Consider the following 25,946-nt stretch of genomic DNA (forward strand, 5'->3'; position numbering starts at 1 on the left):
CGTAAATTAGAGGCAAAAGTGTAATCCAGATGTCATGAGAGATTGGTGGAAGCAATGGCTGACAAACCTAGGATGGTCACAGTCCTTGCTACTTGGGACTCTGGATATTGTGTTGGTGCTGGCGCTGACTTACATGATACTAGTTATCATTAGTGAGCGACGGACACTGTGGATGGTGCGGGGATTCATTATCTTAATGCTAGCCTCGGCACTAAGTGGCAGATTAGGACTACCTCTGCTAAGTTTTGTATTAGAAAAATTGGTAATTGGTTGTGCTGTGGCGATGGCAGTTGCTCTACAGTCAGAGTTTCGGCGGTTTTTGGAGCAATTGGGGCGTGGCGAATTCCGCCAGCTGTTTCAACCAGATCGGCTGGCAATCCCTAAATCTGATAGTGTAATTGATGAAATTGTTGAGGCTGTTAAAGAATTGTCAAAAAACCGCATTGGAGCTTTACTAATTGTGGAAACCACAGGGCCAATTGATGAGCGAGACTTTTCTGTGCCAGGAGTAAAGCTAAATGCGGAAGTTTCTAAAGAACTGATCCAGACAATTTTCCAGCCGAAAACTTTGTTACACGATGGGGCAACACTGATTCGTGGATCACGGATTGTGTCATCAGGTATAATTTTACCACTTTCGGGACGCACAGCCTCGCGCCAGTTGGGAACACGCCATCGGGCGGCAATGGGAATTACTGAGCGGGTCGAAAATTGCATTTGTGTCGTTGTATCTGAAGAAACGGGTTCTATTTCCTTAGCGGAACGGGGAACCCTAAATAGACCGCTGACGATTAGAAAGCTAAAAGAGTCATTAGAGGCTCTTTTGTCCCCAACCGTGGATCGGGAAGCTGTTGCTCCTGGTGTGTTGAGTTTTGTTCGTCGGACAGGTGGGAAGACACTAGCACTGGTTTCACGTTTACTCGGATTACCATCGACCGCTTCTCGAGATAAAAAATGACAGCACAACAAACTAAACTGCAAGATTTGCCTACTGACTTAAAACGAGAACTATTGCCGCAGCACGTTGCGGTGATTATGGATGGCAATGGTCGATGGGCTAAACGTCAGGGTCTACCCCGGATTATGGGTCATAAGCGAGGAGTAGATGCTCTCAAGGACTTACTTCGCTGTTGTCAGGATTGGGGAATTCAAGCGCTGACAGCTTATGCTTTTTCAACGGAGAACTGGAAAAGACCGCAGGAAGAAGTGGATTTTTTGATGACTCTGTTTCAAAGAGTTTTGCGGCAAGAATTGCGGGAAATGGTCGAAGAGAATGTTCAAATTAAGTTTGTGGGGAATTTGCAAGACCTGCCGCGATCGCTTCAACAAGAAATATCCCGTTCAATGGAAGAAACTAAGGATAATCGCGGTATCCGGTTTTCGGTAGCAACTAATTATGGTGGACGGCAGGAAATTTTACAAGCTTGTCAGGCGATCGCAAAACAAGTCCAGCAAGGTCTGCTACAACCCAATGAAATTAATGAACAGGTGTTTGAAAGCCACTTGTACACAGCCGGAATTAGTGACCCAGATTTGTTAATTCGCACCAGTGGAGAAATGCGCCTCTCAAATTTTCTTCTCTGGCAAATGGCTTATGGAGAAATTTATATTACCGATGCTCTCTGGCCAGATTTTGACCGGGCTGAGTTTCACCGCGCCTTATGTGCCTACCAACAACGCGAACGGCGATTTGGGAAAGTGTAAATCAAGAATCAGAGTCGTGAAATAGGGCTTTGATATCTCGATAGCCACTGACAACACGAAAAATCTCCACATCTTGCCCTATGGGCATGTAGAGAATGAGGTAATTATCTATTGAAAGGCTACGGATACCAGGTAAAATTTCATCACGCTGTCGTCCGAGACGAGGGAACTGAGCAATTTGGGCAAATTTCACGTCCAGCTTATTTAAAAAACCCTCAGACTGAGCCAAGCCAGATAGTCTAGCAATGTAATCCGCTATCTTGCTCAATGTCTTGAATTGCGGGTTTAGTAAGGCGAAATTGTGGGGTCATGCTTCGTGTGAAACACCGTAGCGCGCTCGGACATTGGCGTGAATTTGAGCCATTGCAGCCGAACCATCAACAACTTCGCCCTGCTCGGACGCTTCCCACCCAATACGCGCTTCTTGTTGCAAGTCTTGCAGTCGTCCTTGATAGATGTCTTCTTGCTGTTCCAGGAGTTTTATGCCTGCAAGAATAACTGCGATCGCGTTCTGATACTTACCGCTAGTGATTTGGCGTTGAACTAGCGCTTCTACTTCAGGTGGCAGAACGATTTGCATAGATTTTTGTCAAAGTAGGAGTAACTTTAATTGTAAGCGATCGCTTTGGATGGGCGTTTTTTGTCTGATGGCAGTTGCTATGAAGCAGAAAGATCCAAGAAGTGATTTTTGGAATCCCCACGCCTTGAGGCTGGGGAGGATGTCAAATAGGAGTCTATATCAGTGAAACCAATTTTAGGTTTAGCGATCAGTTACATATTTATTTCTTCACCAGCTTTTGCACAGGTACAATTACCACCCTTATCTGGTATCAAGATTTTAGTTAACCCAGGACATGGAGGGCAAGAAACTGGCGCGGCTGGGCCAACAGGATCTTTAGCTAAAGATATCAGCTTGACAGTATCTAAGTTGCTGCGTGATGAACTGGTCTTAAGAGGCGCGTTAGTAGTGATGACGCGAGAAGATGACAAAGAAATAGCTTTATCTACTCGCCAAGCCATGATCGAGCAACAACAACCAGCGATCGCTCTCACTATACATTACACAGCAGTACCCGATGACGGAGATGCAGAGAATAGCAAAGGCATTAGAACTTTTTGGTATCATTCCCAAGCCCATAGCCTAGCCGTTTTTCTCCACAATTATCTAGTTAAGCAGCTAGGACGTTCATCAATGGGGGTGTTTTGGAATAACTTGGCGCTAACTCGCCCCTCTACAGCACCATCAGTGGTAATGGAACTGGGTTTTATGACCAACCCCGAAGAATTTGAATGGATAGCCAACGCCGATGAACAAAAAAAATTAGCGCGAGTCTTGGCAGATGGTGTTGTTGAGTGGTTTCAGGGTGCAATCACTCTGCGATCACCTAAATAGCTCTATGCAAATCAATCAGAATTCAGAATACTCTATCCCTTTATGGGTAGAGTTTTAAGGTGAGAATATTTTAATTTTTTTCGCCCACCATTCCACTGGCTTTTAACGAATATTCAGACGCGACTCGAAAATACTCGCTAACGCTGCGCTATCACTGACTCGCATTCCGCAAGCTATCACCCACTCGTACAGAATTCATACTGAATACTGACTCCTGAATTCTGAATTCTGAATTCTTCTTATAAAGTTAATTGGAGAGGATCGTACTCAGCAATTTTTATGGCCCAGAAAACACCGCTTGTTCTACATCATCCCGACTCAGAGAATACTTGAATGAACGTTGGATATCCTGCCCATTTTCCCCAGATTGGACATATCGCACTACGATTTGCTCAACGTCGAGCCATAGTTCAGCTTTCCAGCTAGGTCGCTGCACGTGCCAGCAATGCCTCTGTGTGTCATCTTGTTGACAGCCTTGGTCTTTTAGCCACTGCTCAATTTGTGGCAGGGGATGATTATATAGGGGGGTATCAGAGGGAAGAAGAGGCATAGGAATTTTAGATTTTGGATTTTGGATTAGGGAGTTTTTTAATTTTTAATTATTTCAGATGGGTAGTTAGTTGCGACATATAGGTAATATGCTGTTGTACAAATGCAGTTGGTTGCAGCAAATGGGAATGGATAGCAGCCTCGCCACGAGTTAAGGCAATGGCAACTGCTAATAATAGACAACCTACAAATGTTAACACCAGCATAAATAAGGCAAAGATTTCGCCAGATGATAAGGGGCGATCGCTCGCATCAAGGTATGCTGATTTTGAAAAATCATAGGAACGTGAGACGGGATGATTCAAATCAGGGGGTGGTTGAATCACTCCAAAGCGGGAATAGCCAATTTTTAGATCATAGCTTAACCGACGTTCTGGATGGCTAAGGGTGGCGTAGGCTTCGTTGATTTGCTGGAATTTGGGAGTGGCGATCGCAGTCGGCAAGTCTGTAGTATCAGGATGATAGAGTTTGCTCAGTTGCCGATAAGCGCGACGAATATCGATTACCGATGCCCAGGGATGCAGTCCTAGCAGGGAGTAATAAGTTGGTTCACTGCTTTGTGGCATTGCCCCGTTGTGATTCACGGCTGTTTGAGTCACTTTGCTCAAAGATATTTTTTATATTTTAAATCCTTTGTGAATTCGAGAAGACACAACAGGTCTAGCATCAATTCTGAATTCTGCTGTATTATCCCTAACGGATTAAATCAGCACGGGGTTTAAAGGTTTCAATTTGCCGTAACTTTTCGTAAAGTTCCCGTTCTTCTTGACTAATATTTTTCGGTGTAACTATTTGAATTTCTACTAATTGATCCCCACGTTTACCGTCATCACTGGGATAGCCTTTATTACCTAGTCGAAATTTTTGACCAGACCTAACTCCAGGAGGAGTAGTCATTTTTACAGGGCCATCAAGAGTGGGTGCTTCTACCTGTCCTCCTAAAACTGCCTCGCTGGGAGTAACTGGTACTTGGCAGAGGATATTTGCACCTTCTAGTTTAAATAATGGATGAGGTTCAACAGTAATTTTTAAGTAGAGATCGCCACCACCAACGCCTTGATTTCGCAAACGAATAGTTTGACCTGATACCATACCTGGAGGCATATTAACCTCTAGCGATCGCCCATCTTCTAAGCGAATGCGTTCATTACCACCTTGATAAGCTTTTTCTAGTGGCAGCGTTAATCTGGCTTCTATATCCCGGCGGGTTGTGCGAGGTGGGGGGGTATTAACGGTATAGGCAACTTTTGTTCTGGGGGAACGAAAGGGATCGCTATTGTTACCATTACTAGAATTACTGGCCCCACTCTTATTTTTGACGCCGATAACTTGATTAATAAAGCTTTCAAAATCAGAGAATTGGCTGGGATCTACGTCCTGATTGCCATTGCGATCGCTAGCGCTACTCTGCCAAGTTTTAGCCTTTGGCGTCTGTTTATTGCCGGCAAAGCCTTTTTGCTTCCAGTAGCGGCTAAACTGGTCGTACTGCGATCGCTTGGCTGAGTCTGAAAGGACTTCATAAGCCTCGCCAATATCCTTAAATTTTTCCTCAGATTCTTTGTTACCCGGATTTAGATCGGGGTGATATTGCCTTGCTAACCGCCGATAAACCTTTTTAATTTCCTCGCCAGAGGCATCTTTAGACACTCCTAAAATCTCGTAGTAATCGCGAAAGTTCGGCAAATTTTGCATAGTTCAGTTATTTAAATTTTAGATTTTAGATTTTGGATTAATCATGAGTTAGGAGTGAAGAGTTAGGAGTTGAAAGATTTAATTTTTAACTTCTACTCTTAACTCTTATCAGAAGTACTAATTAGGTAGACATAATTAAACATAAAATGCTAGCCAGTGAAATCATTTTCCTGAGCAGCTTTTACCTCTTGCCTCCTGCCTTCTGCCGACGCTCGCGGACTCGCTACCGCTGCGCTATCCTGCCTCCTGCCTTTTACTTATAACCAATCATTGTCTTCTTCATCATCCCAGTTATCTTGATAGCTGGGACGGGATTTGCTGCGTGGAGGACGGCTTTCATAAGAGGGAGAACGACTGTCTCGGCTATAGTCTTTGCCGTAATCTTTGCCGTAATCTCTGCCATAGTCCTGACTGTATGAGTCGCGTTCCCGATATGTATCTCTGGGAAATTCGCGTTCTCGTTCCTTATCACCGCCAGTAAAGATGTCACGGATGGTACCAAACAAGTCGTCATCTTCATCTTCAGCATAAGTCTGGCGGACTTCCCGATTTAGCTCATAGAGAGCATCTTGTAAATCGGCGTAGGCTTGATCAATACCGCGATCGCTATTTTCCTTAAGACTCTCTTTTAAGTCTCGACAAATATTATCAATTCTTTGGCGACGGCTGCGGGCAAACTGCATACCAAATTCTAAAGCTACTTCTCTAAGTTGCCGTTCTGCTTGGAAAATCAACGCTTCAGAACGAGTCCGCTTTTCTACTCTTTCTTTACGTTCGCGATCGACATCAGCGTATTTTTGAGCGTCTTGGATCATCCGATTCACTTCCGACTCATTCAAGGTGGAAGCGCCTTGAATGGTGATACTCTGTTCTCGCCCAGTGGTTCTATCTAAGGCTGTTACCTGTAAAATACCGTTAGCATCAATATCAAATGACACCTGAACTTGGGGAATTCCTCGTGGCGCTGGCGGGATACCATACAGCTTGAAACGTCCTAAAGACTTATTGTTTGCTGCCATTTCACGTTCGCCTTGGACTACGTGGATTTCCACAGTATTTTGGTTATTTTCAGACGTGGAAAAAATGTCAGAACGCCGGACTGGTATGGTGGTGTTGCGGGGAATAAGTTTTTTCATTACGCCGCCGATGGTTTCCAATCCCATAGAAAGGGGTGTCACATCTAAAAGCAGGACATCTTTGAGTTCGCCAGCGAGAATTCCTGCTTGAATTGCTGCACCCACTCCCACAACTTCATCGGGGTTAACGTTTTCGTTGGGTTCCGTACCAATCAAGTCCCGCACTAGCTGCTTCACCATTGGCATCCGTGTAGAACCGCCAACTAATACAACTTCTTCAATATCTCTAGGTGAGAGTCCGGCATCTTTGAGGGCGCGTTTCACTGGTGTCCGCAATCGCCCTACCAAATCACCACACAAACCTTCAAACTGGGAACGCGTTAGACGAGTTTCCAGATGTTTTGGGCCTTCCTGATCGGCAGCAATAAAAGGTAAGTTAATATCAGTGACGCTGACAGAGGAAAGTTCAATTTTTGCCTTTTCCGCAGCTTCCATTAGGCGTTGTAAAGATTGTCTCTCGCGTCTTAAATCTATGCCTTCGACTTCCAGAAATTGCTCTGCTAACCAATCTACTATTATTTTGTCAAAGTCATTACCACCAAGTTGCGTATCTCCACTGGTAGCTTTGACTTCAAATATCCCATCGCCTACTTCTAAAATCGACACGTCAAAAGTGCCACCACCCAAGTCAAATACTAAAATGGTTTCCGTGTCACCCCGATCTAATCCATAAGCCAAAGATGCAGCAGTCGGTTCATTAAGAATTCGCAACACCTCTAAGCCAGCAATTCTACCAGCATCGCGGGTTGCCTGCCGCTGAGAGTCATTAAAATAGGCGGGTACTGTAATTACTGCCCCTGTGACTGGTTCACCCAAATAGCGGCTAGCATCGTCTGCCAATTTCTTCAGCACCATTGCCGAAATTTCTTCTGGGGCGAAATCTTTATTGAGACGGGGACAAGCAATTTTAATATTACCTACTTCGTCTTTGCGGATGGTGTATGGTACACGCTTGGAATCTGGATTAAGTTCGCCATACTTCCGCCCTATGAAACGTTTAACTGCGAAAAAGGTATTTTGTGGATTGAGGACGGTTTGTCGCCGTGCCATTTGCCCAACCACCCTTTCGCCATCTTTGCTGAAGCCAACTACGGAGGGGGTTGTTCGCATTCCTTCTGCATTGGCAATCACCACCGGCTTGCCACCCTCCATAACGGCGACTACTGAGTTGGTTGTACCCAAGTCGATGCCGACTACCTTGCCCATGCGTTACTCTTCTCCTAAAGTGTCTTATACATTTATTATGATTGGGCGGAACTACCTTTAGCTTTGTGCTACAGGATAAAACACCTCAATGGTATGATAGTCATCATTAAGGCAGTGAGCTAAGAAGTGCAGCTAGAGGAGATAGTTGCAAGACTAGGATAGCATTGAGATGGTTGGTGTGCCCAAGCAGCCTCAATTTTTGTCATATGCCTACTTCTGTTTACGGTATCTGCAAGTTGGGTAAATGCACCTTAATAAAGCTTGCTCTGTTCTTTTGAGTCCCTGAAAAGTCTAATATTGCCACTAGTTAAAAGATTTGAATTTAACAGAGCGATTAAAAAGTTCCCTGAGTGCGATCGCACGAGAACGCGATCCTTACATGGCAACGGCTGGACATTTTTTTGTCCAAGAATACATCCGCCAGCAATTTTCCCAATGGGGGAGTGTGGAAATCCACACCTTTGAAGTCAGAGGTAAAGCTTGTAATAACTTGATATTAAATTTACCTTCCCAAAGGAGAGGGCAAAAAAAGGATTTGCTACCAATTTTAATTGGCGCTCACTATGATGGTGTTCCGGGAACATCGGCGGCTGATGATAATGCTACAGGTGTGGCGGTGTTGCTGGAATTAGCTAGAAAGTTTGCTGCCCAAGCTGTTAGATATCCCTTAAGGCTAGTTGCTTTCGATATGGAAGAATATGGCTTACTCGGTAGTGCTGACTATGCAGCCTTGTTGCATCAACAAAAGCAACGGCTACGCTTAATGATTTCCCTAGAAATGCTGGGTTATAAGGATTCTACACCTGGCTCCCAAAGTTACCCTCCTCCTCTGGAACGCTTCTACCCAGACAGAGGTGATTTTATTGCTTTAATTGGGAATTTGCGGACATTGCCTGACTTAATTGGTATGAGTCGTAATATTCGCAAAGCTGGCGTACCTAGTCAATGGCTACCTGTGCCGAATCGAGGTTTAATAGTCCCCCAAACCAGACTTAGTGATCATGCACCTTTCTGGGATTTGGGTTATCCGGCAATGATGGTGACAGATACGGCATTCTTGCGGAATCCACATTATCACAAACCTAGTGATGCGATCGCTACTTTGGATTTAGATTTTCTTACTGGTGTATGCGAAGGTTTAGAGATGGCAATTCGGCAGTTATAAAAAGATTATATTTTATATTTTTTTTGTTAATCAATATTCTGAATTTTTTTCAATTGACTATACTATTATCTTTACGCGATCGCACATTGGGAGTCAAAGTAATTAAATCGTCAATATTGCGTTTCATTGTCTCACAAATTGCATCTAATGGTAAATCGTTGGCGTCATAACCAAAGGGGTTTTCTATCTCTAAGCCAATAGCTTCAATGCCAAACACAGTAAACCCAACCAAAGCAGAAACTAAACCTGTCCACCAACCGAGTTCTTTTACTATTTGAAATGGTAGCAGGAAGCAATATAGTATTAGCAATTGCTTCAAATGAAAAGCATAAGCAAGGGGCATAGGCGTTTTTAAAATACGTTCGCAAGCACCTAAATTATCCACAAGATTATTCAACAATTCTTGCATAGATGTTAGCTGGTAGCTATTAATGCAATCACGATTATACTGTTCCTGTAAATAATCTCCTATCCAAAAAGCAACCTCTATGGGGGGATTATTCATAATTTTCAGTTTTATATACTTAGTAGATGGCACTAAGTCTTCTAACTCGCTATTGACAACTTCTCCTCGCAAATGTAATTTAGTTGTTATAGCAAAAGCTGCCAATAAGTTTAATGTCGTGATTTTATTGTCTTTATCTTCTGGTGAAATTTCATCAACTGATACCCAAATTTGCCGAGCTAGATTTCGGACGTTATTTACTATAGAACCCCAGCATTTTCTCCCTTCCCAAAATCGCTCATAAGCCGTATTTGTACGAAAGACAAGTAACAAACCTAAAACAATACTAGGGATAACACTTCCTAAAATAGGCTGGGATACAGGTTTGTCAAAATGGTAAAGCAGAGAAATCAAAAATCCGAAAGCTCCACACCATAAAATATGTTTGGAAATTGCTTTCATTACTGAACCTTTAGGTTGTAATGCTGTGCTTACCCACTTGAGTTTTTCGGCTATCATTTAGTTTCCTTAATAAAATATTTATTGAACCGATATAGCAATTAGTCAGACATTATATAAAAGTCAAAAGCGACGCCTACGCAACAATTGTAAAGAAATGTAGAGATTTCGCCGTGACTGCATAAATTCCGCATTCCATCTTGATAAATCTATAGAAGAAAAGATACATGCTTGTCGATGATGGTCATACAGCATTGTGTATCCCAGTAAATCAAAAAGTTCTAATCTGTACAAATCCTGCCCTGTCAATTAAACGTTTAGACATAACTTATTTAGTTATGTCTTTTTTTTGTCGTTAGTCTCGAAACGTTGAATTTCAATCAAATAACCATCAGGATCGCGGAAAAAACAGTGGTAAATGTTATATTTTTCGTTTAGCATGGGTGGCTTTTCAAATTCTATGCCACGTTCTTTGAGATATTCAAACCACTCATCCACCTGCTGTGTTACCAGGGTAAAAATGACACTTGATTGCTTGTCGGCTGGAGGAGTCAATATTTCGCTTGCTTGACACAATCCTAAGTATCCAGAGCCACTAATAGTATAAATACGACAAGTTCCTTGGTCAAGCCATAACTCCAAGCCCAGTTTTTGTTCGTAGAATTCTGTAGATATATTCAGGTTAGAGGTAGAAAAAAAGGTAACTTGTTGTTCGATTTGCGGATGAGTAGACATAAAACACATTTGAGTATATACCCTAACGACATTAGGCGATCGCATAGGTAAAAATTAATTGATGTTAGAAACCTGTTACTGCTCCAGAATGCCTTAAGGGCATCTGGAGTTTCTTTTTGGAAAAAACCATTAAAATTTTCCCAATCATCCTGATATGCCAAAACTTGACTGAATAAGGATGCATACTGAATTATCTATATTTAACACGGGCATCACTAATTGATGTACCCTGTCTGCCAAACAACTCTCGCAAAACAGCCTCAGTTAATCTGGGGCTGTTTTGTGTGACTTTCAACAGAGAAGGTGTGTAAACGAGAATCTTCAGACATCGTTATCTACATTTGAGTGTATACCCTGATGACGTAGGATTTTATCACGGTGAAAATTTGGTATAGGTAAATGCGTATCTTTCCTGACTCCAGAGTTGTCACAAACATTTCTGGAGTTTTTTCATTATTTAATTAAGCGATCGCACTCCTAATTTTGACTAAATAAAAGTGCGACACACTTAATATAAATGCTTATTTCGTTGTATATGTCACAAAAATATCCTTTTTCATCTCTACTTCTGCTGGAGCATCTGGATCATAAGCTGGTGATAATAAAAAACTAGCAAATGACGGTAAAGGAACTCCAGTTTTAGAACTACATGAGGGATAAAGTAATGTGTAAAATGGTTCGGCGACAGAAGGAGTACTAAGTTTAACTTCCATAGCAGTTGCTAAAGCCTGAGCGCGGCTTTGAGCATCTTTCATCGCTGATTGATAAACTGAACTCTGCAAAGCTTGACAGTCATTGACTGCATACTCAACACCCACACTCTTGACGGAAAGATTTTCAACTTCGCTCGTCGCCTTGTTCGCTGTAGCAACAATTTCCTGGACGCGATCACGCGTTGGTTTTTCCAGTCTCACCAATATTTTGGCGTTATTTTCACTAGAATTAGTGCTAATTTGCACTTGAATTTTATCAGCCCTAATTCCTTTGGCAACTAAACTATTAACTACAGGCTGGAGAGTTGCTTTAGTTAGCGATTTTGTGTTTGGGAAAGATTCTGCTGCTGTTTTGTAATTTAAGAGTAGAGTCCGTGAGGACAAGCGACGGGCTTCAGGTATGGCTGATGGTTGCGTTTCTAACTCATTATTGCTACCTCCGCTACTGAATACCAATTCAATATCGGCTGTATCTGCTGGCACTCTCACTACCCCTTGACCGATTACCATTAATGAATGGCGATCGCTTGCTGGTGGATAAAATAATTGGGCATTAGTGACTTTTGGTGTTATTACTCCCACCCCGACAGTCGCAGTAATACTTACCAACATTAGAGCAGTTATTTTTCTCATATCCTGGGAATGTCCTTTGAACCTGGTAATTGTCAAAGTTTACACCTCAAGAGCAGGATACTTAAAAAATATTGAGCTAATCCCACGAAGGCTATAGGATTAGCTCAAAAATTCAAAATTCACTGCGGACTATTAACCAAACCAGTGAGAGGGTTCACAAGCTGGTTGAACTGTTTCACAAACATGATGGCTAATCCAATCTGACTTTTCTTGAACGATTAAACAAATGCCTTGGTGAATCAAATTCTGTAAATGTAGTTGCTGTTCCAAAGGTTTACGAGGCAATTTGTAATAAGCCAAGCTTCCTTCTTCAGCCTCCGCTAACGGAATCTGTCTATCAGACATCGCGGTGTAAAAGGAGGGAATACGATTGAGGACGAAAGCAATTAGCTCTTGGCGTAAGTCAGGAATCGCAAAGGCTTCTTGATATGGATGGTATGGATATGTATCCAAAACGCTTTCAATCTCTCCTACTATTGATTGTTGTGTTAAATTAACTAACGTTTTCATGATTTTTAAACTCCTTTTTTAATCCAGTGAATGATTGATGGAGAAAACAACTTTTTTAGATGGCGATGTCGTCATGATAATCATTTAAAACTGATTCAACTGACGGATGTAATAGACACAGAAACTAGCCTTTTATCTTAGTAGAATGTTAGACATTTAGCTCTGCTTATTTTAGTTAAAATTTATACTGTTTCACAGCATGAATTATTAAAGCAGCGTCCAATATCTGGTAAGCTTGCGACATTTTATATTTATAATCCTAATTATTTCAAATTTCTGCCTTTTTGGCAGAAATCTACATAAAACGCAGCACGAAGGCTAGGGGATCAAGTTTAACGGCAATAAAACAACTTGAATTAGGAACAAGTTTTTAATGAAGTTAAGCTTTGTTGGTAATTTACATCACATTTTGCATTTGCTGCAAAATTTGCTGTTTCATCTAAAAAACTTATTTGTTGCACTTTGATTTAGCAAGTCATAAAAATAGCGACTCGCTATAGTGCAAAATCAGTCTAGCGACAGATGAAGGGATCAGACAAAAACGTTTAGAAAGTTCACATTATCTAAAGGTAGATGACGCAACTGATGATTAATTTCATCAGCCGCAGCTAATCCAGAAAGCATCGCACCTTCGGCAAGATTGCCGCCACACCAATCACCACAACAAACTAAAGGTAGGGGAATTCCGGCAGACAAAAAAGCTTCATGCCAAGGACGGCTAGGAAAGGCATAACGCCAACGATGTACTTGCATCCATTCGGGAATATTTAGCCAAGGGAGGGACAGAGATTCAGCTGCTTGTTGCAACATAAGCTGTCCGACAGGTTGTAAATCTTGGGATTCTAGATAACGTTGGGCAAAATCAGCGCTACTTTGAACTACAAAATGTGGCTGCTGAGGGTTGGAACGCTTGCTACTGTCCAAACCAATCCAGGCTAAATCGATATCATCCACAAAAGTTAGAGCTTTCCACTGAGGGAGAGATTGGGATGTGAGAGGATATCCAGCGATCGCACTAATTGAGGGATAAAATTCTACAGAACGCAAGTTATCAAGGAAGACTGCATCCAATACAGTTTCGCCCAAAGGTTCTAATAGCGTCACAGCTTGGGGTGCAGGAATGGCTACAACTAAAGCTTTTGCAGTTAATTCTTCGTTACTAGATTCGAGAGTCAAACGCCAACTATTTTCGGGAGTTGGGGTAATAGCGATGACACGCTGATTCAGTAATATTTCTAAACCTGGGGCGAGGGATTTAGCGATCGCACTCATTCCCCCAGGTGCAACATATCGGGGACTGCGGTTTTTCGGTTCAGATAAAGGAGTGCCAGCTGTGAGTTCGTAAACCTCCTCCGTCCAAACTTCCAGGATATGGCGCGATCGCAATATCTCCACAAAACGTCTAAATAATTCACCCTTTGGCTTCAGATAACAAGCCCCATGATCCGCGCAAGTTCCATGCAAGCGGCGTGTAGCTAGTCTTCCTCCCAAACCACGGGACTTTTCTACCACTACCACCGAATATCCAGCTTGACTTAACTGCTGGGCGCAGACTAAACCGGCGATTCCGGCACCAATTACTGCAATATCAGTCATGAGTCAATATTCCCTAGTCATTGGTTATTAGTTTTTGGTCATTAGTTAGTTATTATCAAAGGACAAAATTACTACTAATGACTGCTGAAAGCTAATAGTAGAATAAGGTACAGAAAGCTGCATGGAAGGGAGGATGGGAAATTGGATGAAATGAGGGCGGCGCTAGAGTTAGCGACCGAAGAGGAATTGCAAGACTTAACGGCAATTCTGTTTAGTCGTAAGTTCAATCCCCTAGACTATGTACACACACCCGAACCCATCGAAGTGCAAAGCCAAGACCGAAAAGCTTGGTTAGATTCACTAGAGGGTCGCTTTCGCTTTTTGGCGGCAGATGGGATGACTGTATTACGGGGACGCACAGGCCAGGTAACTTACCGACAAGCCTTAGTTCAAGTATGTAAGTATCTAAAAATTCCCTATTCTAATCAGCTGGCAACTATTGATTTAGAAGCAGAAGTATTTTTACATCTGCTAGGACAGGTGTGGAAAAAATTGCCGGAACAGGAAAAACAAAAATTGACTGTACGGGTACAGCGTCAGCTGCTCAAGTCAGAACTCAAACAACCGCTACCACTTTTATTGCAACGTGATCCCTTGGGGTTACTTTTCAAAGGTGGTAGTGCGATCGCGGTTACTTCTCTTCTCCAGCCACTTGTACTGAAGCAAATTGCCCGTCAATTTGCCATCCACTTTGCTACTTATGAAGTAGCAAGACAAGCGGCGATTAAAGGCTCAGAAGCAGCTACGAAGCAATTCCAAAGCTATGTAGCTATGCAAATGGCGCAACGGGGTATGACTGTGAGTGCAGCTCGTTATGGGGCAGCCCGCACTATGTTTGCCGTGATTGGGCCGATGATGTGGACTTGGTTTTTTGCAGATTTAGGGTGGAGAGCGATCGCCACTAACTATGGTCGAATCATTCCTACCATATTCGCCTTAGCTCAAATTCGCCTCACTCGTGAGGAATGTTGGGAGCCAGCTTGAACAAGGTTTTTGACTATTTCAAATCTCGTTGGCAATCTTCTTGGAACTACTCTCTATGGGCACTATTCATCTTCCCATTGAGTCCCTTAGTGGGGGCTGTGACTATAGGACTTGTATCATTAATAACTTGGCTGAAACAAGCCCGCAAAATTAGTCGCCGCCCCTTAAACTGGGGATTTGCTCTTTTGAGTCTCTTGCTAATCGTGAGTGCTGGGTTTGCCCAAGACAAGACAACAGCTTTCCTCGGCTTATTTAATTTATTACCATTCTTTTTACTTTTCGCCGCCCATAGCGATTTGATTCAAACATTTGCCCAATTACGGCAAATGGCTTGGATTTTGGTGATCGGTTCCATGCCAGTGATAATTATCGGCTTGGGACAGTTATTTTTAGGCTGGAGCTTAAAATTCGAGATTTTGTGGATTGTCTTAGCTTGGACAATCAGACCAGGAGGAAATCCGCCAGGTCGCATCGCTTCACTTTTCTTGCACGCTAACACCTTCGCAGCTTATCTAGCAATAATTTTCATCCTTGCTCTAGGGTTGTGGCTAGAACAATGGGCATGGGGCATGGGGCATTGGGCATGGGGCATAGAGAAGAGACAAAGGAGAGACTTATTCAATAATTCTCCCTCATCCCCCACTCCCCGTTCCCCACTCCCCTTTATCTTCTTAACCATTGCGGTGATTACAAATTTCATTGCCTTGATTTTTACCAACTCGCGTAATGGATGGGCGATCGCTATTTTTGCCTGTTTAGCTTATGCACTTTACCAAGGTTGGCGCATTCTTGTGGGTGGTGTCGCTGCGATCGTTTCTAGTGTGCTTTTGGCAGCTTTTGCTCCCTTACCAGTCGCTCAAGTTTTTCGTCGGGTAGTTCCTGCATTCTTTTGGGCAAGGTTAAATGATGATATGTATCCAGATAGACCAGTCGCTTTAATGCGAAAAACTCAGTGGGAGTTTGCTTGGTCTTTAGCTCAACAACATCCTTGGACTGGCTGGGGATTACGCAGTTTTAGTCAAATCTACAAAGCTCAGATGCAGATTCCTTTAGGTCATCCCCATAACTTGTTTTTGATGTTATCTGCTGAAACTGGTTTTCCTAGCGCTTTTTTATTTTGTGGTTTACTCGCTTGGATTTTGATTACAGGTATCCAATTACTGCAAAAGTCAAAATATATAAATACAAAGGACAGATTGATATTTTTCAGTTATCTTTTAGCTTTTGTTGGCTGGATTTTATTGAACATGGTAGATGTAACTCTCTTCGATTTCCGTTTGAATGCGCTTTCATGGTTAATTTTGGCTGCCATTTGTGGAGTAGTACATCATTATCATGAACAAGAAAGGCTTGTATCTCGTTAAAATTAGTTATAGCGGTTCTCAATTGCATGAAATACAGACCTAACCCCCAGCCCCTTCCCTACAAGGGAAGGGGGGTAAGATTCAAAGCCTCTCTCCTTTTAGGAGAGAGGTTTGGAGAGAGGTCAAAGTGTATTGCACCCAAACGAGAAGTGCTATAGTGAATGACAAAAAGTAAGTATTTACATCATAAAAAGCTAAATTCATCTAAGTATTAAAGGTTCAAACAATGTCTACCACGAACTACACCTGAGCAGGCATAGTAACTTGTAATAGCGATGATTGGTTTTCAGTGTATGCACTGGGGACATTTAGAGTTTTAAGTTAATAAGATTACTATATTCACGTCTGTGACTGTGAGTGTGACTAATACCTAATTAGTCACTGTTGCTGATTGTTGGGAAGGTGTAGGAATAACCCTTTGGGATTTTCCTGCATGACGGGCATCTCTTGTAGATGCCCTTTTGTATATTTATTATTTTCCTCAGTTAAACATAATTTAAATAAAGATTTAGCTTCATAAAAAAACGGAATTTATTCATGAAATTATCCTTACAAAGCTTTGTATTTATAACTTCTTCATTAGGATTATCTACAATAAATTTTGCTTTTACTCTGCCTGTTAAAGCAGCAATTCAGTGTGAGGCAGGCAATATAATTTATTATCCAAATGGTTCACTGTTAACTTGTATACTTGAGCAAAATATTACTGTGCAAGTTTCCAGTTCTCTTTCAGGGATATCTAATTTTCCCTGCCGAGGAAAAAGTTATATATCTTTCGATGAAAAAGGACAATTTCACACTTGTGAGCTTGCCGATGACATCCAAATCACAACAGGTAATTCATTTGAAACATGTTCAGCAGAATATAGGATATATGTTTCAACTTCAGATGATGGAAATAAATCTATTATTTGTCGGCAATACTAAATAATTCGTAATTCGTAATCAGTGGTTGCTATAAAACCTCCACGGTCTTGTTGTTGCTCACTAAAATATTTCTCACTTTTTCTAATACACTTGCATCAAGCGATGCTTACGATAACCCTTATGGTGTAAGCTCTCCGGTAAAATGGGTGTGTCGGTAACGAAAAAAAAGACGCATCCATAACCAACCTTATGCTCACAACAGCTAACTTTCTTCAGTACACCCAATGGTCAGGTATAGCTACCTTGGTATTTGCTGCCTTAACAGTTTTGGCTTTTATTCTCAAATGGGGCATCCGCTTTCGACTCGTGGGTACGACTGGCTTTATGCTGGTGCTGACTGGTGGTTTATTTGCACTCTCAATAGTCCCCTTGAGTCGGACTGTGATTCCCGGAGCAGCCAGGTATACTTTAGTTTATGACAATGGGTCAAACCAAGCAGTGATTGCTACATCAACTCAAATTACACCCACACAATTAGAAGCAACTTTACGTCAAGCAGCTAGTAATTTGTTTTCTTATGGTCGTTCAGGTACACGGGAAGACGACAAGTTGACAGTTCGCGCTCGTACCATTATCCACCCGGAACCAGGGACTTCTGTACCAGTTTACTTGGGTGAGGCCAAGCGATCGCTCGTTTCTCATCAAAATTCTCCAGTAACAGTCGAAATTTACACAGACAATTTTGCCCAATTGCCAAAACCCAAGGCTTAAGGAGCAGGGGAGTAAAGAAGGGAATAGGTTACAGGTTATAGGGTACAGATTATTCCCTATAACCTCTCAACTGTCACCTCTTCCCTAATCCCAATCCCCAATCCCAGAAAACAAAATTTATTTACCTGTTATCAGGACGACAAAATTTATTTTGTATTTACTGATACAGTAATAGTTATTTTTAGATTAAGATATTCACACTTTAGTGGTTTCACTGTGGTAAAAGGTTAATCAGCGTGCGGGTAATTGGTACTGACAGTTGTGATTTGTCAGTTGTTGTCCTAATTACCACTGTTGCCGTTTTCACAAGTCTTTGCAGCAAATGAATCAGTTGTAGGGGCGTATAGTTGCACACCCCTAAGTATGTATCTATAGCTAAGGATTGTATGAAATAGCATGATCGCTTAGACATTATCGATTCTCAATTGCTTTTCTTGAGAATCTGACAATGGTAATGTTAATTAGTTATACGGTTATTCAAAACTTTGATAGTTCGGAATTTCAGGTCAATGGGCATTATAGATTCAAGCAACGTCGTCAAACTACTCAATCAGTCGGCTAGAGGCTTTGTCTATTTCATTGCTTGGCTCAAATCCAGATGAGTCAGGTGTCAGGTTGGAGTCATTCTAAAACCCGCTTGGCAACAAGTATCCTTGATCACTAGTCTATTTGATTAAGAAATATCAAAGTTTTGGCAAACTAGATTATATGCACAATAATTTTACTACTCAACCTTCTTTGTCTACTCAAAACTCTAGTTCATTATTGACACTCACAGTTGCCCCAGCAAAAGTAATTCGTGGTTCTGAGGTGTTGCAAGCAGCCGCAGCAGAAATCGCCCGTTTGGGAAGTCGTCCCTTAATTGTGGCAGGTGAGTCTACTCTCGCCATCAGCCAACAAAATTTGCAACCAGTTTTAGAAAGGCAACAGTTAAAAACTGTCCAAGCTACATACGGTGCAGATTGCTGTGAAGCTAGCCTGAAGTCTTTACAAAAGGCGGCAAAAGAACATACAGCTGATGTGATTATTGGTTTTGGTGGGGGCAAAGCCCTAGATACAGCGAAATTACTCGCGCAGCAGTTAGAGTTGCCAGTGGTGACAATTCCGACATCAGGGGCTACCTGTGCAGCTTGGAGTGCCTTATCGAATGTTTATTCAGAAGAAGGGGCATTTCTCTACGATGTGGGGCTATCACGTTGTCCCGATTTATTGATACTCGATTATGAATTGATTAAAACTGCACCACAACGGACTTTAGTCGCTGGAATTGGTGATGCGATCGCTAAGTGGTATGAAGCCTCTGTTAGTAGTGGACACTTGCAAGACACTTTAATTATTGCTGCGGTGCAACAAGCACGAGTTTTGCGAGATATCTTGTTGCAAAAGTCAACCGCCGCCCTGAAAGAACCAGGTAGTGAAGTTTGGCGAGAAGTGGTAGACGCCAGTGTTTTACTCGCCGGAGTAGTTGGTGGACTTGGAGGGGCGCAGTGTCGCACAGTTGCCGCCCATGCCGTGCATAATGGTTTAACTCATATTTCCGGACATGGCAGTATTCATGGCGAAAAAGTTGCTTTTGGAATTTTGGTGCAACTGCGTTTAGAAGAAATGCTACAAGGCAATCAACTAGCAGCATCGTCACGACAACAGTTGTTAAAGTTCTATACAGAAATTGGACTGCCCCAAAAATTGAGTGATTTGGGATTGGGCAATATTACATTAGGCGAGTTGCAAACAGCCGCTGAAATTGCTCTAGTTCCGAATTCTGACATCCATCGACTACCGTTTAAAGTCGCGCCAGAACAGTTGATGGCGGCAATGGTTTCTACTACTGCACCTATAGATAGTAGAGACATTACAAATCGAGTTTCGCCCAAGGGAATGAGTGACGAGGTTTTATGAGTTTAAATTGGATTGTCCCAGCAGAACGCATACAAAAACTGCCACCTTATGTCTTTGCCCGTTTAGATGAACTGAAAGCTAAAGCACGGGAACAAGGGTTGGATTTAATTGATTTGGGCATGGGAAACCCCGATGGTGCAACGCCAGCACCAGTTGTAGAAGCGGCGATCGCAGCCTTGAAAGATCCCGCCAATCACGGTTATCCGCCTTTTGAGGGGACTGCTAGTTTCCGCCGCGCGATCACCAATTGGTATCATCGCCGTTATGGTGTGGTTCTCGATCCTGATAGTGAAGCCTTGCCATTGCTGGGTTCTAAAGAAGGATTAACCCATTTAGCGATCGCCTACGTTAACCCAGGTGATTTAGTTCTCGTTCCTTCCCCGGCTTATCCCGCACATTTTCGCGGCCCTGCGATCGCAGGCGGCAAAATCCACAGCTTGATTCTCAAACCCGAAAATGACTGGTTAATTGATTTAGCTGCCATTCCTGACGAAGTTGCCAGACAAGCTAAAATTCTCTATTTCAACTATCCCAGCAATCCCACCGCCGCCACTGCACCCCGCGAATTCTTTGAAGAAATCGTCGCCTTCGCCCGCAAATATGAAATTTTGCTGGTGCATGATCTGTGTTATGCCGAGTTAGCTTTTGATGGTTATCAACCCACTAGCTTGCTAGAAATTCCCGGCGCGAAAGATATTGGTGTAGAATTTCACACCTTATCTAAAACTTATAATATGGCTGGTTGGCGCGTTGGGTTTGTCGTGGGGAACCGCCATGTAATTCAAGGTTTACGGACACTAAAAACTAACTTGGATTACGGTATTTTCTCCGCTTTGCAAAAAGCCGCCGAAACCGCTTTACAACTGCCAGATGTGTATTTGCACGAGGTACAACAACGCTATCGTACCCGCCGCGACTTCCTCATTCAAGGATTAGGAGAGTTGGGTTGGGATATCCCCAAAACTAAAGCGACAATGTATCTTTGGGTGAAATGTCCCGTTGGTATGGGTTCCACAGATTTTGCCTTGAATGTGTTGCAACAAACTGGCGTTGTTCTGACTCCAGGTAATGCTTTTGGGGTTGCAGGTGAGGGTTATGTAAGGATCAGTTTGATTGCAGACTGCGATCGCTTAGGTGAAGTTTTACATCGCTTCAAGCAAGCCGGCATCCGCTATCAACCTGAAGCTGTAGTCTCTGCTTCACAATAGAGATAGATAGCATCCCCTTATCGAAATCTGATTCATGCAAACCCCCTCTGCTACTACTCCTCATTTAATTGCTGCTGGCTTTCATGCTCTTTCTGATCAACTCAGGATTAGTGTGCTAGAACTCCTGCGACAGCGAGAATTATGTGTATGTGATTTGTGCGAAGCCTTGGGGGTAAATCAGTCCAAACTATCTTTTCACCTGAAAACCCTCAAGGAAGCTGGCTTAGTTCACTCCCGTCAGGAAGGACGCTGGATTTATTACAGTTTAAATTTGCCCCAGTTTAGTATTTTAGAGGAATATCTGGCAGATTTTAGCCACAACCGTGTAATTTTTTCTGCCCGTTCTTGCTGCGATTAAGAATAAGTTTATCTATGCTTGGGACTGATTTTCTCAAGTGATAAAGTGGCATTGATTTTGGGAACCCTGACATTTAGAACAAAATGCCTTTTTCCACCTACTTGAACTGAAAAAGAAGTTCTTGAGTAGGGGAAGAGTTTTTCGTGCGTCTTGGTGTAACCAATTTATCATGGCTACTTAATTTAATTATGCGTATTCGTGGGCAGCCTCGCGGGCAAGAGTCTCAATTGCAACTTGTTCAAGAAACCTCACTAGAGTTGACCTTTCAGCTAGGTGTTCAACCTAAGTCTATTGCGTTCAAGAACGCTTGGATTTCCTGCTGTGTAAATTTAGTCATAGCAGTTCTAGTAATTGGGTTTATATATACATTGATGAGAAATATGACCAACGACCCAAATATACCGTCTAGAAACTCTTTTTTTTATTATATTTTTGGGATTTGGATGCTTGGCCCAATCATCATATTAATCAGTATTCCGTTCCATAAATACTTTACGGTATGGACGTTTAACCGCACACATCAACAAATTTTCAAAACCACAACTTACCTATTTAGGAAAGACCATACTAAAATTTTCTCCTTTAGTGAAGTTAAATCTATTCAGGTTGAGCAGGATTATGATGATTCTGATGCTTGTACAGAATTATATATGGTGCTGAAATCTGGCAAAGAAATGACCCTCAGTCAGAGTTCCTACAACTCCAATACAAGCAAACAAGTGACTGACCTTCAATTTCATGAAGAAATTGCTCAAAAGATGCGTCATCATCTTGGCTTGTGAAATTTGTGTTGCTTGGTTAACGGTCAGCATATATGCTCACAACTTAGTGTCCATAGGAAAATACGGTTCGGTTAAAGGGGAAAGGTTTTAAATACATCTACCCTTTTCCCAGACCACAAGGAAAGTCAAGAGTGCTTATCCAAACCTTATTTGGCTTATAGGACGGTTGTAAGCTGTTACGCAGCTAAATTTAATAAACAGCATTACCTTTATTTTTAATTTTGCGTTCCCATTTAATAATAAGACCTCCTTCATTTAACAATTTATTTAACAACTCTTCTAGCTGTGATACTGACTCGAACAATCTATGAGCTATATATTCTTTTGCTGAATGCCAAACCAATTCAATCAAATTATAATCTGGACTATAAGGTGGTAGAAATTCCAGGATAATATTTGGCATTTCTGCCTTGATACGAACTAAAATATCTTTTCTTTTATGGAAGCTGGCATTATCTAAGATAATCACTATTTTCGCAGAACATTTATTGAAAGTCTCAATTCTATTTCCTTGCTCTATCCATTCTTGCAATAGAAAATTATTCAAAGATTGAAGCTGCTCATAAAATACATCGGCATTTCCTTTTTTAATCACAAAATTCATTCTCTTCTTGTCGTGATAACGTAACCCTCCCATAATATTTACTCTTCCTCTTCTTCTTTGACCTGTGATTTGTTTCCTTGTACCTTTCTTACCCCAGTTTTTTTCTTCTTATCACTCTTAAACTAAATCCACTCTCATCCCAAAACCATACCTGTAAACGCTCTGGGGCTTCCTTTGTTATTCTTAAGTATTCTGACAATTTTTTCTTTAAATGCCTTACGCATTTCAGGATTCTGTTTGTCCTCTAGGCTGTATTTTGCCCAAAGGTAAACGTACTTTTTTCGCTCTAATATTCTCCCAACTTGTGAACCACTTAACTTAATTCCTGTTATCTTTTCGAGGTATGTAGCTAGTCTTGCTGCTGTCCAACGACCAAATTCATACCCATACTCTAGTGGCTCTTTTTCAATTATTTCTAATAATAAATCCTCATATTCTTTGGTAACTTTGCGGAAGTTCCCTTCTCTTCTTCCATCTAAAAAACTTTCTAGGTTATCTGGATCGCCGTGAACTGCCCAATATGCTACTGTTGGATATGCAATATCTAAAAACTTACTAATCTCTTGATAAGTTTTTCCATCATTCATTAATAATAAAATCAGAATCTTTTCTCTTACGTAGGGATTTTCATGCTCTTTTAGCGTTTTTAGTAGCCTTTCCTTCTGCTCTTGGGAAAGATGATTTTTTGCTGGCATAGATGGCTGATACTAAATTAATTACTTAATCTAATATTATACAATCTAGCTGCGTAACAGCTTATTGCACTACCTCGATAAATGCATCAACTTTTTTTGATGAATTTTTATGTATAGTGCTATGCTTTATATTGACACATCAAGTTTTTTTGAAATGATATAAACATACTTTCAAAATTACCCCTAAAGGTGAGGTCAATGAACGCAATAGCAAAGAATTTGGCTCTTGTATTTGGAGTGTTGGCTTTTGCGACTAGTTGCACAGCCACATCTAATTTATCTACTCCAACTCAGCAATCGCCAAAGGTTACAGAAGTCAGTGATGCGACAAAAGTGAGGGTAATAAAGATTGATGGTTCTAGCACAGTCTATCCAATCACCGAAGCGATCGCTAACCAGTTTCAACAAAACAAGCAGCAGTACAAAGGACAAGTTCTCCTAAGCTTTTCCGGTACTAGTGCGGGATTTAAGAAATTCTGTAACAAAGAGACAGACATCAGCAATGCCTCGCGTCCCATTCTGAAAGCAGAGATAGAAGCTTGCAACAAAAATGGTGTCAAGTTTATCGAGCTTCCCGTTGCCTTTGATGCGCTGACTGTTGCGGTGAATTCCCAAAATACCTGGGCAAAAGATATTACCGTAGCCGAATTGAAAAAGCTTTGGGAGCCAGAAGCCCAAGGAAAAATCACTCGCTGGAACCAAGTGCGATCGTCTTGGCCGAATCAACCAATTAACCTGTATGGTGCTGGTGGTCAGTCTGGTACTTTTGATTACTTTACAGAAGCTATTGTTGGTAAGACCAGAGTCAGCCGCACTGATTACATCTCCAGTGAAGATGATCTAGTCTTAGTGCGCGGAGTCGGCACAGATTCTAATGCCTTGGGTTATTTCGGGCTTGCTTATTACGAAGACAACAAAAGTCGGTTAAAGCCTCTTGCAATTGATAGCGGCAAAGGGGCAGTATTGCCATCACCTGAAACTGTTGAAAAAGCTGAATATCAGCCATTAGCTCGACCTTTGCTGATTTATGTTAACGCTCAGTCTTTACAAAATCAGCCAGAACTCAAAGAATTTGTAGATTATTACCTCAAGTACGCACCGATAACAACCAGTTCGGTTGGGTATGTGCCTTTACCTAGTGAAGCCTATGAATTGGCAGAAAAAAACTTTCAAGCCGGTAAAGAAGGAACAGTATTTGCAGGTAAGGAGCAGATAAACTTCCAAATTAGTGATTTGTTGAAGACACCACAAAAATAGTAATTTTACTCAAAAAAACTGACTTTTTCAAAAGTAATAGTGGCCTATCGAAAAAGTTCTGAGAAGTTCGTAGTAAGCACTTTATTGCTTAAAAAAATTAAGGACTGAAGTCCTTACTACAAACGCACTATGGAATCAGTTTACTGCTACCCATTAATTTAAATAAACTTAGGAAAACTGATGAGAGTACGTGTTGGCATCAACGGATTTGGCAGAATTGGAAGGCTAGCTTTGCGGGCTGCCTGGGGTTGGTCAGAACTTGAGTTTGTCCATATCAATGAGATTAAAGGTGGGGCTGTAACAGCCGCTCATTTGCTTAAATTTGATTCTGTCCACGGGCGCTGGACACAAGAAGTAGAAGCACAAGGCGATCGCATTCTCATTGATGGCACACCCTTAAGCTTTAGCGAACATTCCCAACCTGGCGAAGTCCCTTGGGAAGAGTTGGGTGTTGATCTCGTGCTGGAATGCTCCGGTAAATTTAGGACTCCCGCCACCTTAGACCCGTATTTTAAGCGGGGAGTACAGAAGGTAATTGTGGCTGCTCCAGTGAAGGAAGAAGCCTTGAATATTGTCATGGGAGTTAATGATCAACTTTATGAGCCGGAAAAGCATCATTTACTAACTGCGGCTTCTTGTACAACTAACTGTTTGGCTCCAGTCGTGAAGGTGATCCATGAAGGTTTGGGCATTAAGCATGGAATCATTACCACAATCCATGACAACACCAATACTCAGACCATTGTAGATGCCCCTCACAAGGATTTACGCCGCGCACGGGCTACCAGTCTATCGTTGATTCCTACCACGACTGGATCGGCAACTGCGATCGGTTTAATTTATCCCGAACTCAATGGCAAACTCAACGGTTTGGCAGTACGAGTACCGCTGCTCAACGCTTCTTTAACAGACTGCGTGTTTGAAGTTGTGCGACCCACAACCGTAGAAGAAATTAATAGCTTACTAAAAGCAGCTTCAGAACAAGCACCACTCAAAGGAATTCTGGGATATGAAGAACGTCCTTTAGTCTCTATCGATTACAAAGACGATCCTCGGTCTTCCATCATTGATGCCCTCTCCACGATGGTGGTAAACGAGACGCAAGTGAAAATACTCGCTTGGTATGACAACGAATGGGGCTATGCCAATCGAATGGTTGAACTCGCCCGTAAAGTAGCTCTGAGCCTGAAATATTAATACTTTGCGTGCCTCTGCGCTAAC

At 42.0% G+C, this 25,946-nt stretch carries 25 protein-coding genes and 2 pseudogenes; 14 read left to right on the forward strand and 13 right to left on the reverse strand.

Annotated features, from left to right (window positions below):
• The first annotated feature begins 34 nt into the window (after positions 1-34).
• Positions 35-958: a diadenylate cyclase CdaA gene (cdaA, locus tag HUN01_RS18155; protein ID WP_181932421.1), complete on the forward strand. Its 924-nt coding sequence runs from the start codon at positions 35-37 to the stop codon at positions 956-958.
• Positions 955-1,704, forward strand: coding sequence for an isoprenyl transferase (locus tag HUN01_RS18160; RefSeq protein WP_069071491.1), 750 nt, complete (start codon positions 955-957; stop codon positions 1,702-1,704). The genes cdaA and HUN01_RS18160 overlap by 4 nt, the downstream gene beginning before the upstream one ends.
• A 1-nt stretch (position 1,705) precedes the next feature.
• Here the strand turns inward: HUN01_RS18160 and HUN01_RS18165 are convergent, their stop codons facing one another.
• Entirely contained in the window at positions 1,706-1,972 is a 267-nt protein-coding gene (locus HUN01_RS18165; protein ID WP_238846315.1) for a type II toxin-antitoxin system RelE/ParE family toxin, read from the reverse strand.
• A gap of 39 nt (positions 1,973-2,011) precedes the next feature.
• Positions 2,012-2,284: a ribbon-helix-helix domain-containing protein gene (locus HUN01_RS18170; RefSeq protein WP_181932422.1), complete on the reverse strand. Its 273-nt coding sequence runs from the start codon at positions 2,282-2,284 to the stop codon at positions 2,012-2,014.
• Positions 2,285-2,521: 237 nt separating this feature from the next.
• On the opposite strand from HUN01_RS18170, the pseudogene HUN01_RS18175 reads away from it, so the two are divergent.
• Positions 2,522-3,097: pseudogene (locus tag HUN01_RS18175) on the forward strand (N-acetylmuramoyl-L-alanine amidase family protein); the annotation flags it as partial.
• Between the two features lie 277 nt (positions 3,098-3,374).
• Here HUN01_RS18175 and HUN01_RS18180 read toward each other — a convergent pair.
• From HUN01_RS18180 to dnaK, 4 genes are all read right to left on the reverse strand, one after another.
• The gene (locus tag HUN01_RS18180; RefSeq protein ID WP_069071493.1) at positions 3,375-3,647 is read right to left on the reverse strand and encodes a DUF3143 domain-containing protein; all 273 of its coding nucleotides are present in this window, start codon (positions 3,645-3,647) and stop codon (positions 3,375-3,377) included.
• Between the two features lie 49 nt (positions 3,648-3,696).
• A complete protein-coding gene (locus HUN01_RS18185) occupies positions 3,697-4,212 on the reverse strand; it encodes a J domain-containing protein (RefSeq protein ID WP_181932730.1) in 516 nt (171 codons plus the stop codon).
• A 127-nt stretch (positions 4,213-4,339) separates the two neighbouring features.
• The gene (locus tag HUN01_RS18190; protein WP_181932423.1) at positions 4,340-5,338 is read right to left on the reverse strand and encodes a DnaJ C-terminal domain-containing protein; all 999 of its coding nucleotides are present in this window, start codon (positions 5,336-5,338) and stop codon (positions 4,340-4,342) included.
• A gap of 257 nt (positions 5,339-5,595) precedes the next feature.
• A complete protein-coding gene (dnaK, locus tag HUN01_RS18195; protein ID WP_181932424.1) occupies positions 5,596-7,680 on the reverse strand; it encodes a molecular chaperone DnaK in 2,085 nt (694 codons plus the stop codon).
• A 316-nt stretch (positions 7,681-7,996) separates the two neighbouring features.
• Here dnaK and HUN01_RS18200 point away from each other — a divergent pair, with 316 nt between their 5' ends.
• Positions 7,997-8,845: a M28 family peptidase gene (locus HUN01_RS18200; RefSeq protein ID WP_181932425.1), complete on the forward strand. Its 849-nt coding sequence runs from the start codon at positions 7,997-7,999 to the stop codon at positions 8,843-8,845.
• Positions 8,846-8,894: 49 nt separating this feature from the next.
• Here the strand turns inward: HUN01_RS18200 and HUN01_RS18205 are convergent, their stop codons facing one another.
• The 5 genes from HUN01_RS18205 to HUN01_RS18225 all read right to left on the reverse strand — a co-directional run bounded on the left by HUN01_RS18205 (position 8,895) and on the right by HUN01_RS18225 (position 13,936).
• Positions 8,895-9,809 carry a bestrophin family protein gene (locus HUN01_RS18205; RefSeq protein ID WP_181932426.1) on the reverse strand — a complete coding sequence of 305 codons (915 nt, stop codon included), beginning with the start codon at positions 9,807-9,809 and terminating at the stop codon, positions 8,895-8,897.
• Between the two features lie 276 nt (positions 9,810-10,085).
• Positions 10,086-10,484, reverse strand: coding sequence for a VOC family protein (locus tag HUN01_RS18210; RefSeq protein ID WP_181932427.1), 399 nt, complete (start codon positions 10,482-10,484; stop codon positions 10,086-10,088).
• 521 nt (positions 10,485-11,005) lie between these two features.
• Positions 11,006-11,866: an SIMPL domain-containing protein gene (locus HUN01_RS18215; RefSeq protein ID WP_181932428.1), complete on the reverse strand. Its 861-nt coding sequence runs from the start codon at positions 11,864-11,866 to the stop codon at positions 11,006-11,008.
• Between the two features lie 96 nt (positions 11,867-11,962).
• Positions 11,963-12,340: a hypothetical protein gene (locus HUN01_RS18220; protein WP_181932429.1), complete on the reverse strand. Its 378-nt coding sequence runs from the start codon at positions 12,338-12,340 to the stop codon at positions 11,963-11,965.
• A 531-nt stretch (positions 12,341-12,871) separates the two neighbouring features.
• Positions 12,872-13,936, reverse strand: coding sequence for an NAD(P)/FAD-dependent oxidoreductase (locus HUN01_RS18225; RefSeq protein ID WP_181932430.1), 1,065 nt, complete (start codon positions 13,934-13,936; stop codon positions 12,872-12,874).
• A 141-nt stretch (positions 13,937-14,077) separates the two neighbouring features.
• Here HUN01_RS18225 and HUN01_RS18230 point away from each other — a divergent pair, with 141 nt between their 5' ends.
• From HUN01_RS18230 to HUN01_RS18245, 4 genes are all read left to right on the forward strand, one after another.
• The gene (locus HUN01_RS18230; RefSeq protein ID WP_181932431.1) at positions 14,078-14,920 is read left to right on the forward strand and encodes a YaaW family protein; all 843 of its coding nucleotides are present in this window, start codon (positions 14,078-14,080) and stop codon (positions 14,918-14,920) included.
• Positions 14,902-16,284: an O-antigen ligase family protein gene (locus tag HUN01_RS18235; RefSeq protein ID WP_181932432.1), complete on the forward strand. Its 1,383-nt coding sequence runs from the start codon at positions 14,902-14,904 to the stop codon at positions 16,282-16,284. Before HUN01_RS18230 ends, HUN01_RS18235 begins: the two co-directional genes overlap by 19 nt.
• A gap of 537 nt (positions 16,285-16,821) precedes the next feature.
• On the forward strand, positions 16,822-17,211 hold the full coding sequence (locus HUN01_RS18240; RefSeq protein WP_181932433.1) for a hypothetical protein: 390 nt from the start codon (positions 16,822-16,824) through the stop codon (positions 17,209-17,211).
• Between the two features lie 189 nt (positions 17,212-17,400).
• On the forward strand, positions 17,401-17,922 hold the full coding sequence (locus tag HUN01_RS18245; protein ID WP_181932434.1) for a Ycf51 family protein: 522 nt from the start codon (positions 17,401-17,403) through the stop codon (positions 17,920-17,922).
• Between the two features lie 211 nt (positions 17,923-18,133).
• Here the strand turns inward: HUN01_RS18245 and HUN01_RS18250 are convergent, their stop codons facing one another.
• Positions 18,134-18,334 (reverse strand): hypothetical protein, encoded by a 201-nt coding sequence (locus HUN01_RS18250; RefSeq protein WP_181932435.1) that lies wholly within the window; start codon positions 18,332-18,334, stop codon positions 18,134-18,136.
• 296 nt (positions 18,335-18,630) lie between these two features.
• On the opposite strand from HUN01_RS18250, the gene HUN01_RS18255 reads away from it, so the two are divergent.
• The 4 genes from HUN01_RS18255 to HUN01_RS18270 all read left to right on the forward strand — a co-directional run bounded on the left by HUN01_RS18255 (position 18,631) and on the right by HUN01_RS18270 (position 22,169).
• On the forward strand, positions 18,631-19,821 hold the full coding sequence (locus HUN01_RS18255) for an iron-containing alcohol dehydrogenase family protein (RefSeq protein WP_181932436.1): 1,191 nt from the start codon (positions 18,631-18,633) through the stop codon (positions 19,819-19,821).
• Positions 19,818-21,029 (forward strand): aspartate aminotransferase, encoded by a 1,212-nt coding sequence (locus HUN01_RS18260; RefSeq protein ID WP_181932437.1) that lies wholly within the window; start codon positions 19,818-19,820, stop codon positions 21,027-21,029. The genes HUN01_RS18255 and HUN01_RS18260 overlap by 4 nt, the downstream gene beginning before the upstream one ends.
• Positions 21,030-21,063: 34 nt before the next feature.
• Positions 21,064-21,387: an ArsR/SmtB family transcription factor gene (locus tag HUN01_RS18265; RefSeq protein WP_181932438.1), complete on the forward strand. Its 324-nt coding sequence runs from the start codon at positions 21,064-21,066 to the stop codon at positions 21,385-21,387.
• A gap of 143 nt (positions 21,388-21,530) precedes the next feature.
• The gene (locus HUN01_RS18270) at positions 21,531-22,169 is read left to right on the forward strand and encodes a hypothetical protein (RefSeq protein WP_181932439.1); all 639 of its coding nucleotides are present in this window, start codon (positions 21,531-21,533) and stop codon (positions 22,167-22,169) included.
• 190 nt (positions 22,170-22,359) lie between these two features.
• Here the strand turns inward: HUN01_RS18270 and HUN01_RS18275 are convergent.
• A pseudogene (locus tag HUN01_RS18275) lies at positions 22,360-23,468 on the reverse strand (IS630 family transposase).
• 198 nt (positions 23,469-23,666) lie between these two features.
• Here HUN01_RS18275 and HUN01_RS18280 point away from each other — a divergent pair.
• Positions 23,667-24,725: a PstS family phosphate ABC transporter substrate-binding protein gene (locus tag HUN01_RS18280; protein WP_181932440.1), complete on the forward strand. Its 1,059-nt coding sequence runs from the start codon at positions 23,667-23,669 to the stop codon at positions 24,723-24,725.
• Between the two features lie 180 nt (positions 24,726-24,905).
• Positions 24,906-25,922, forward strand: coding sequence for an ArsJ-associated glyceraldehyde-3-phosphate dehydrogenase (locus HUN01_RS18285; RefSeq protein WP_181932441.1), 1,017 nt, complete (start codon positions 24,906-24,908; stop codon positions 25,920-25,922).
• Positions 25,923-25,946 lie beyond the last annotated feature (24 nt).

Source organism: Nostoc edaphicum CCNP1411, from assembly GCF_014023275.1.
GTDB classification, from domain to species: Bacteria; Cyanobacteriota; Cyanobacteriia; order Cyanobacteriales; family Nostocaceae; genus Nostoc; species Nostoc edaphicum_A.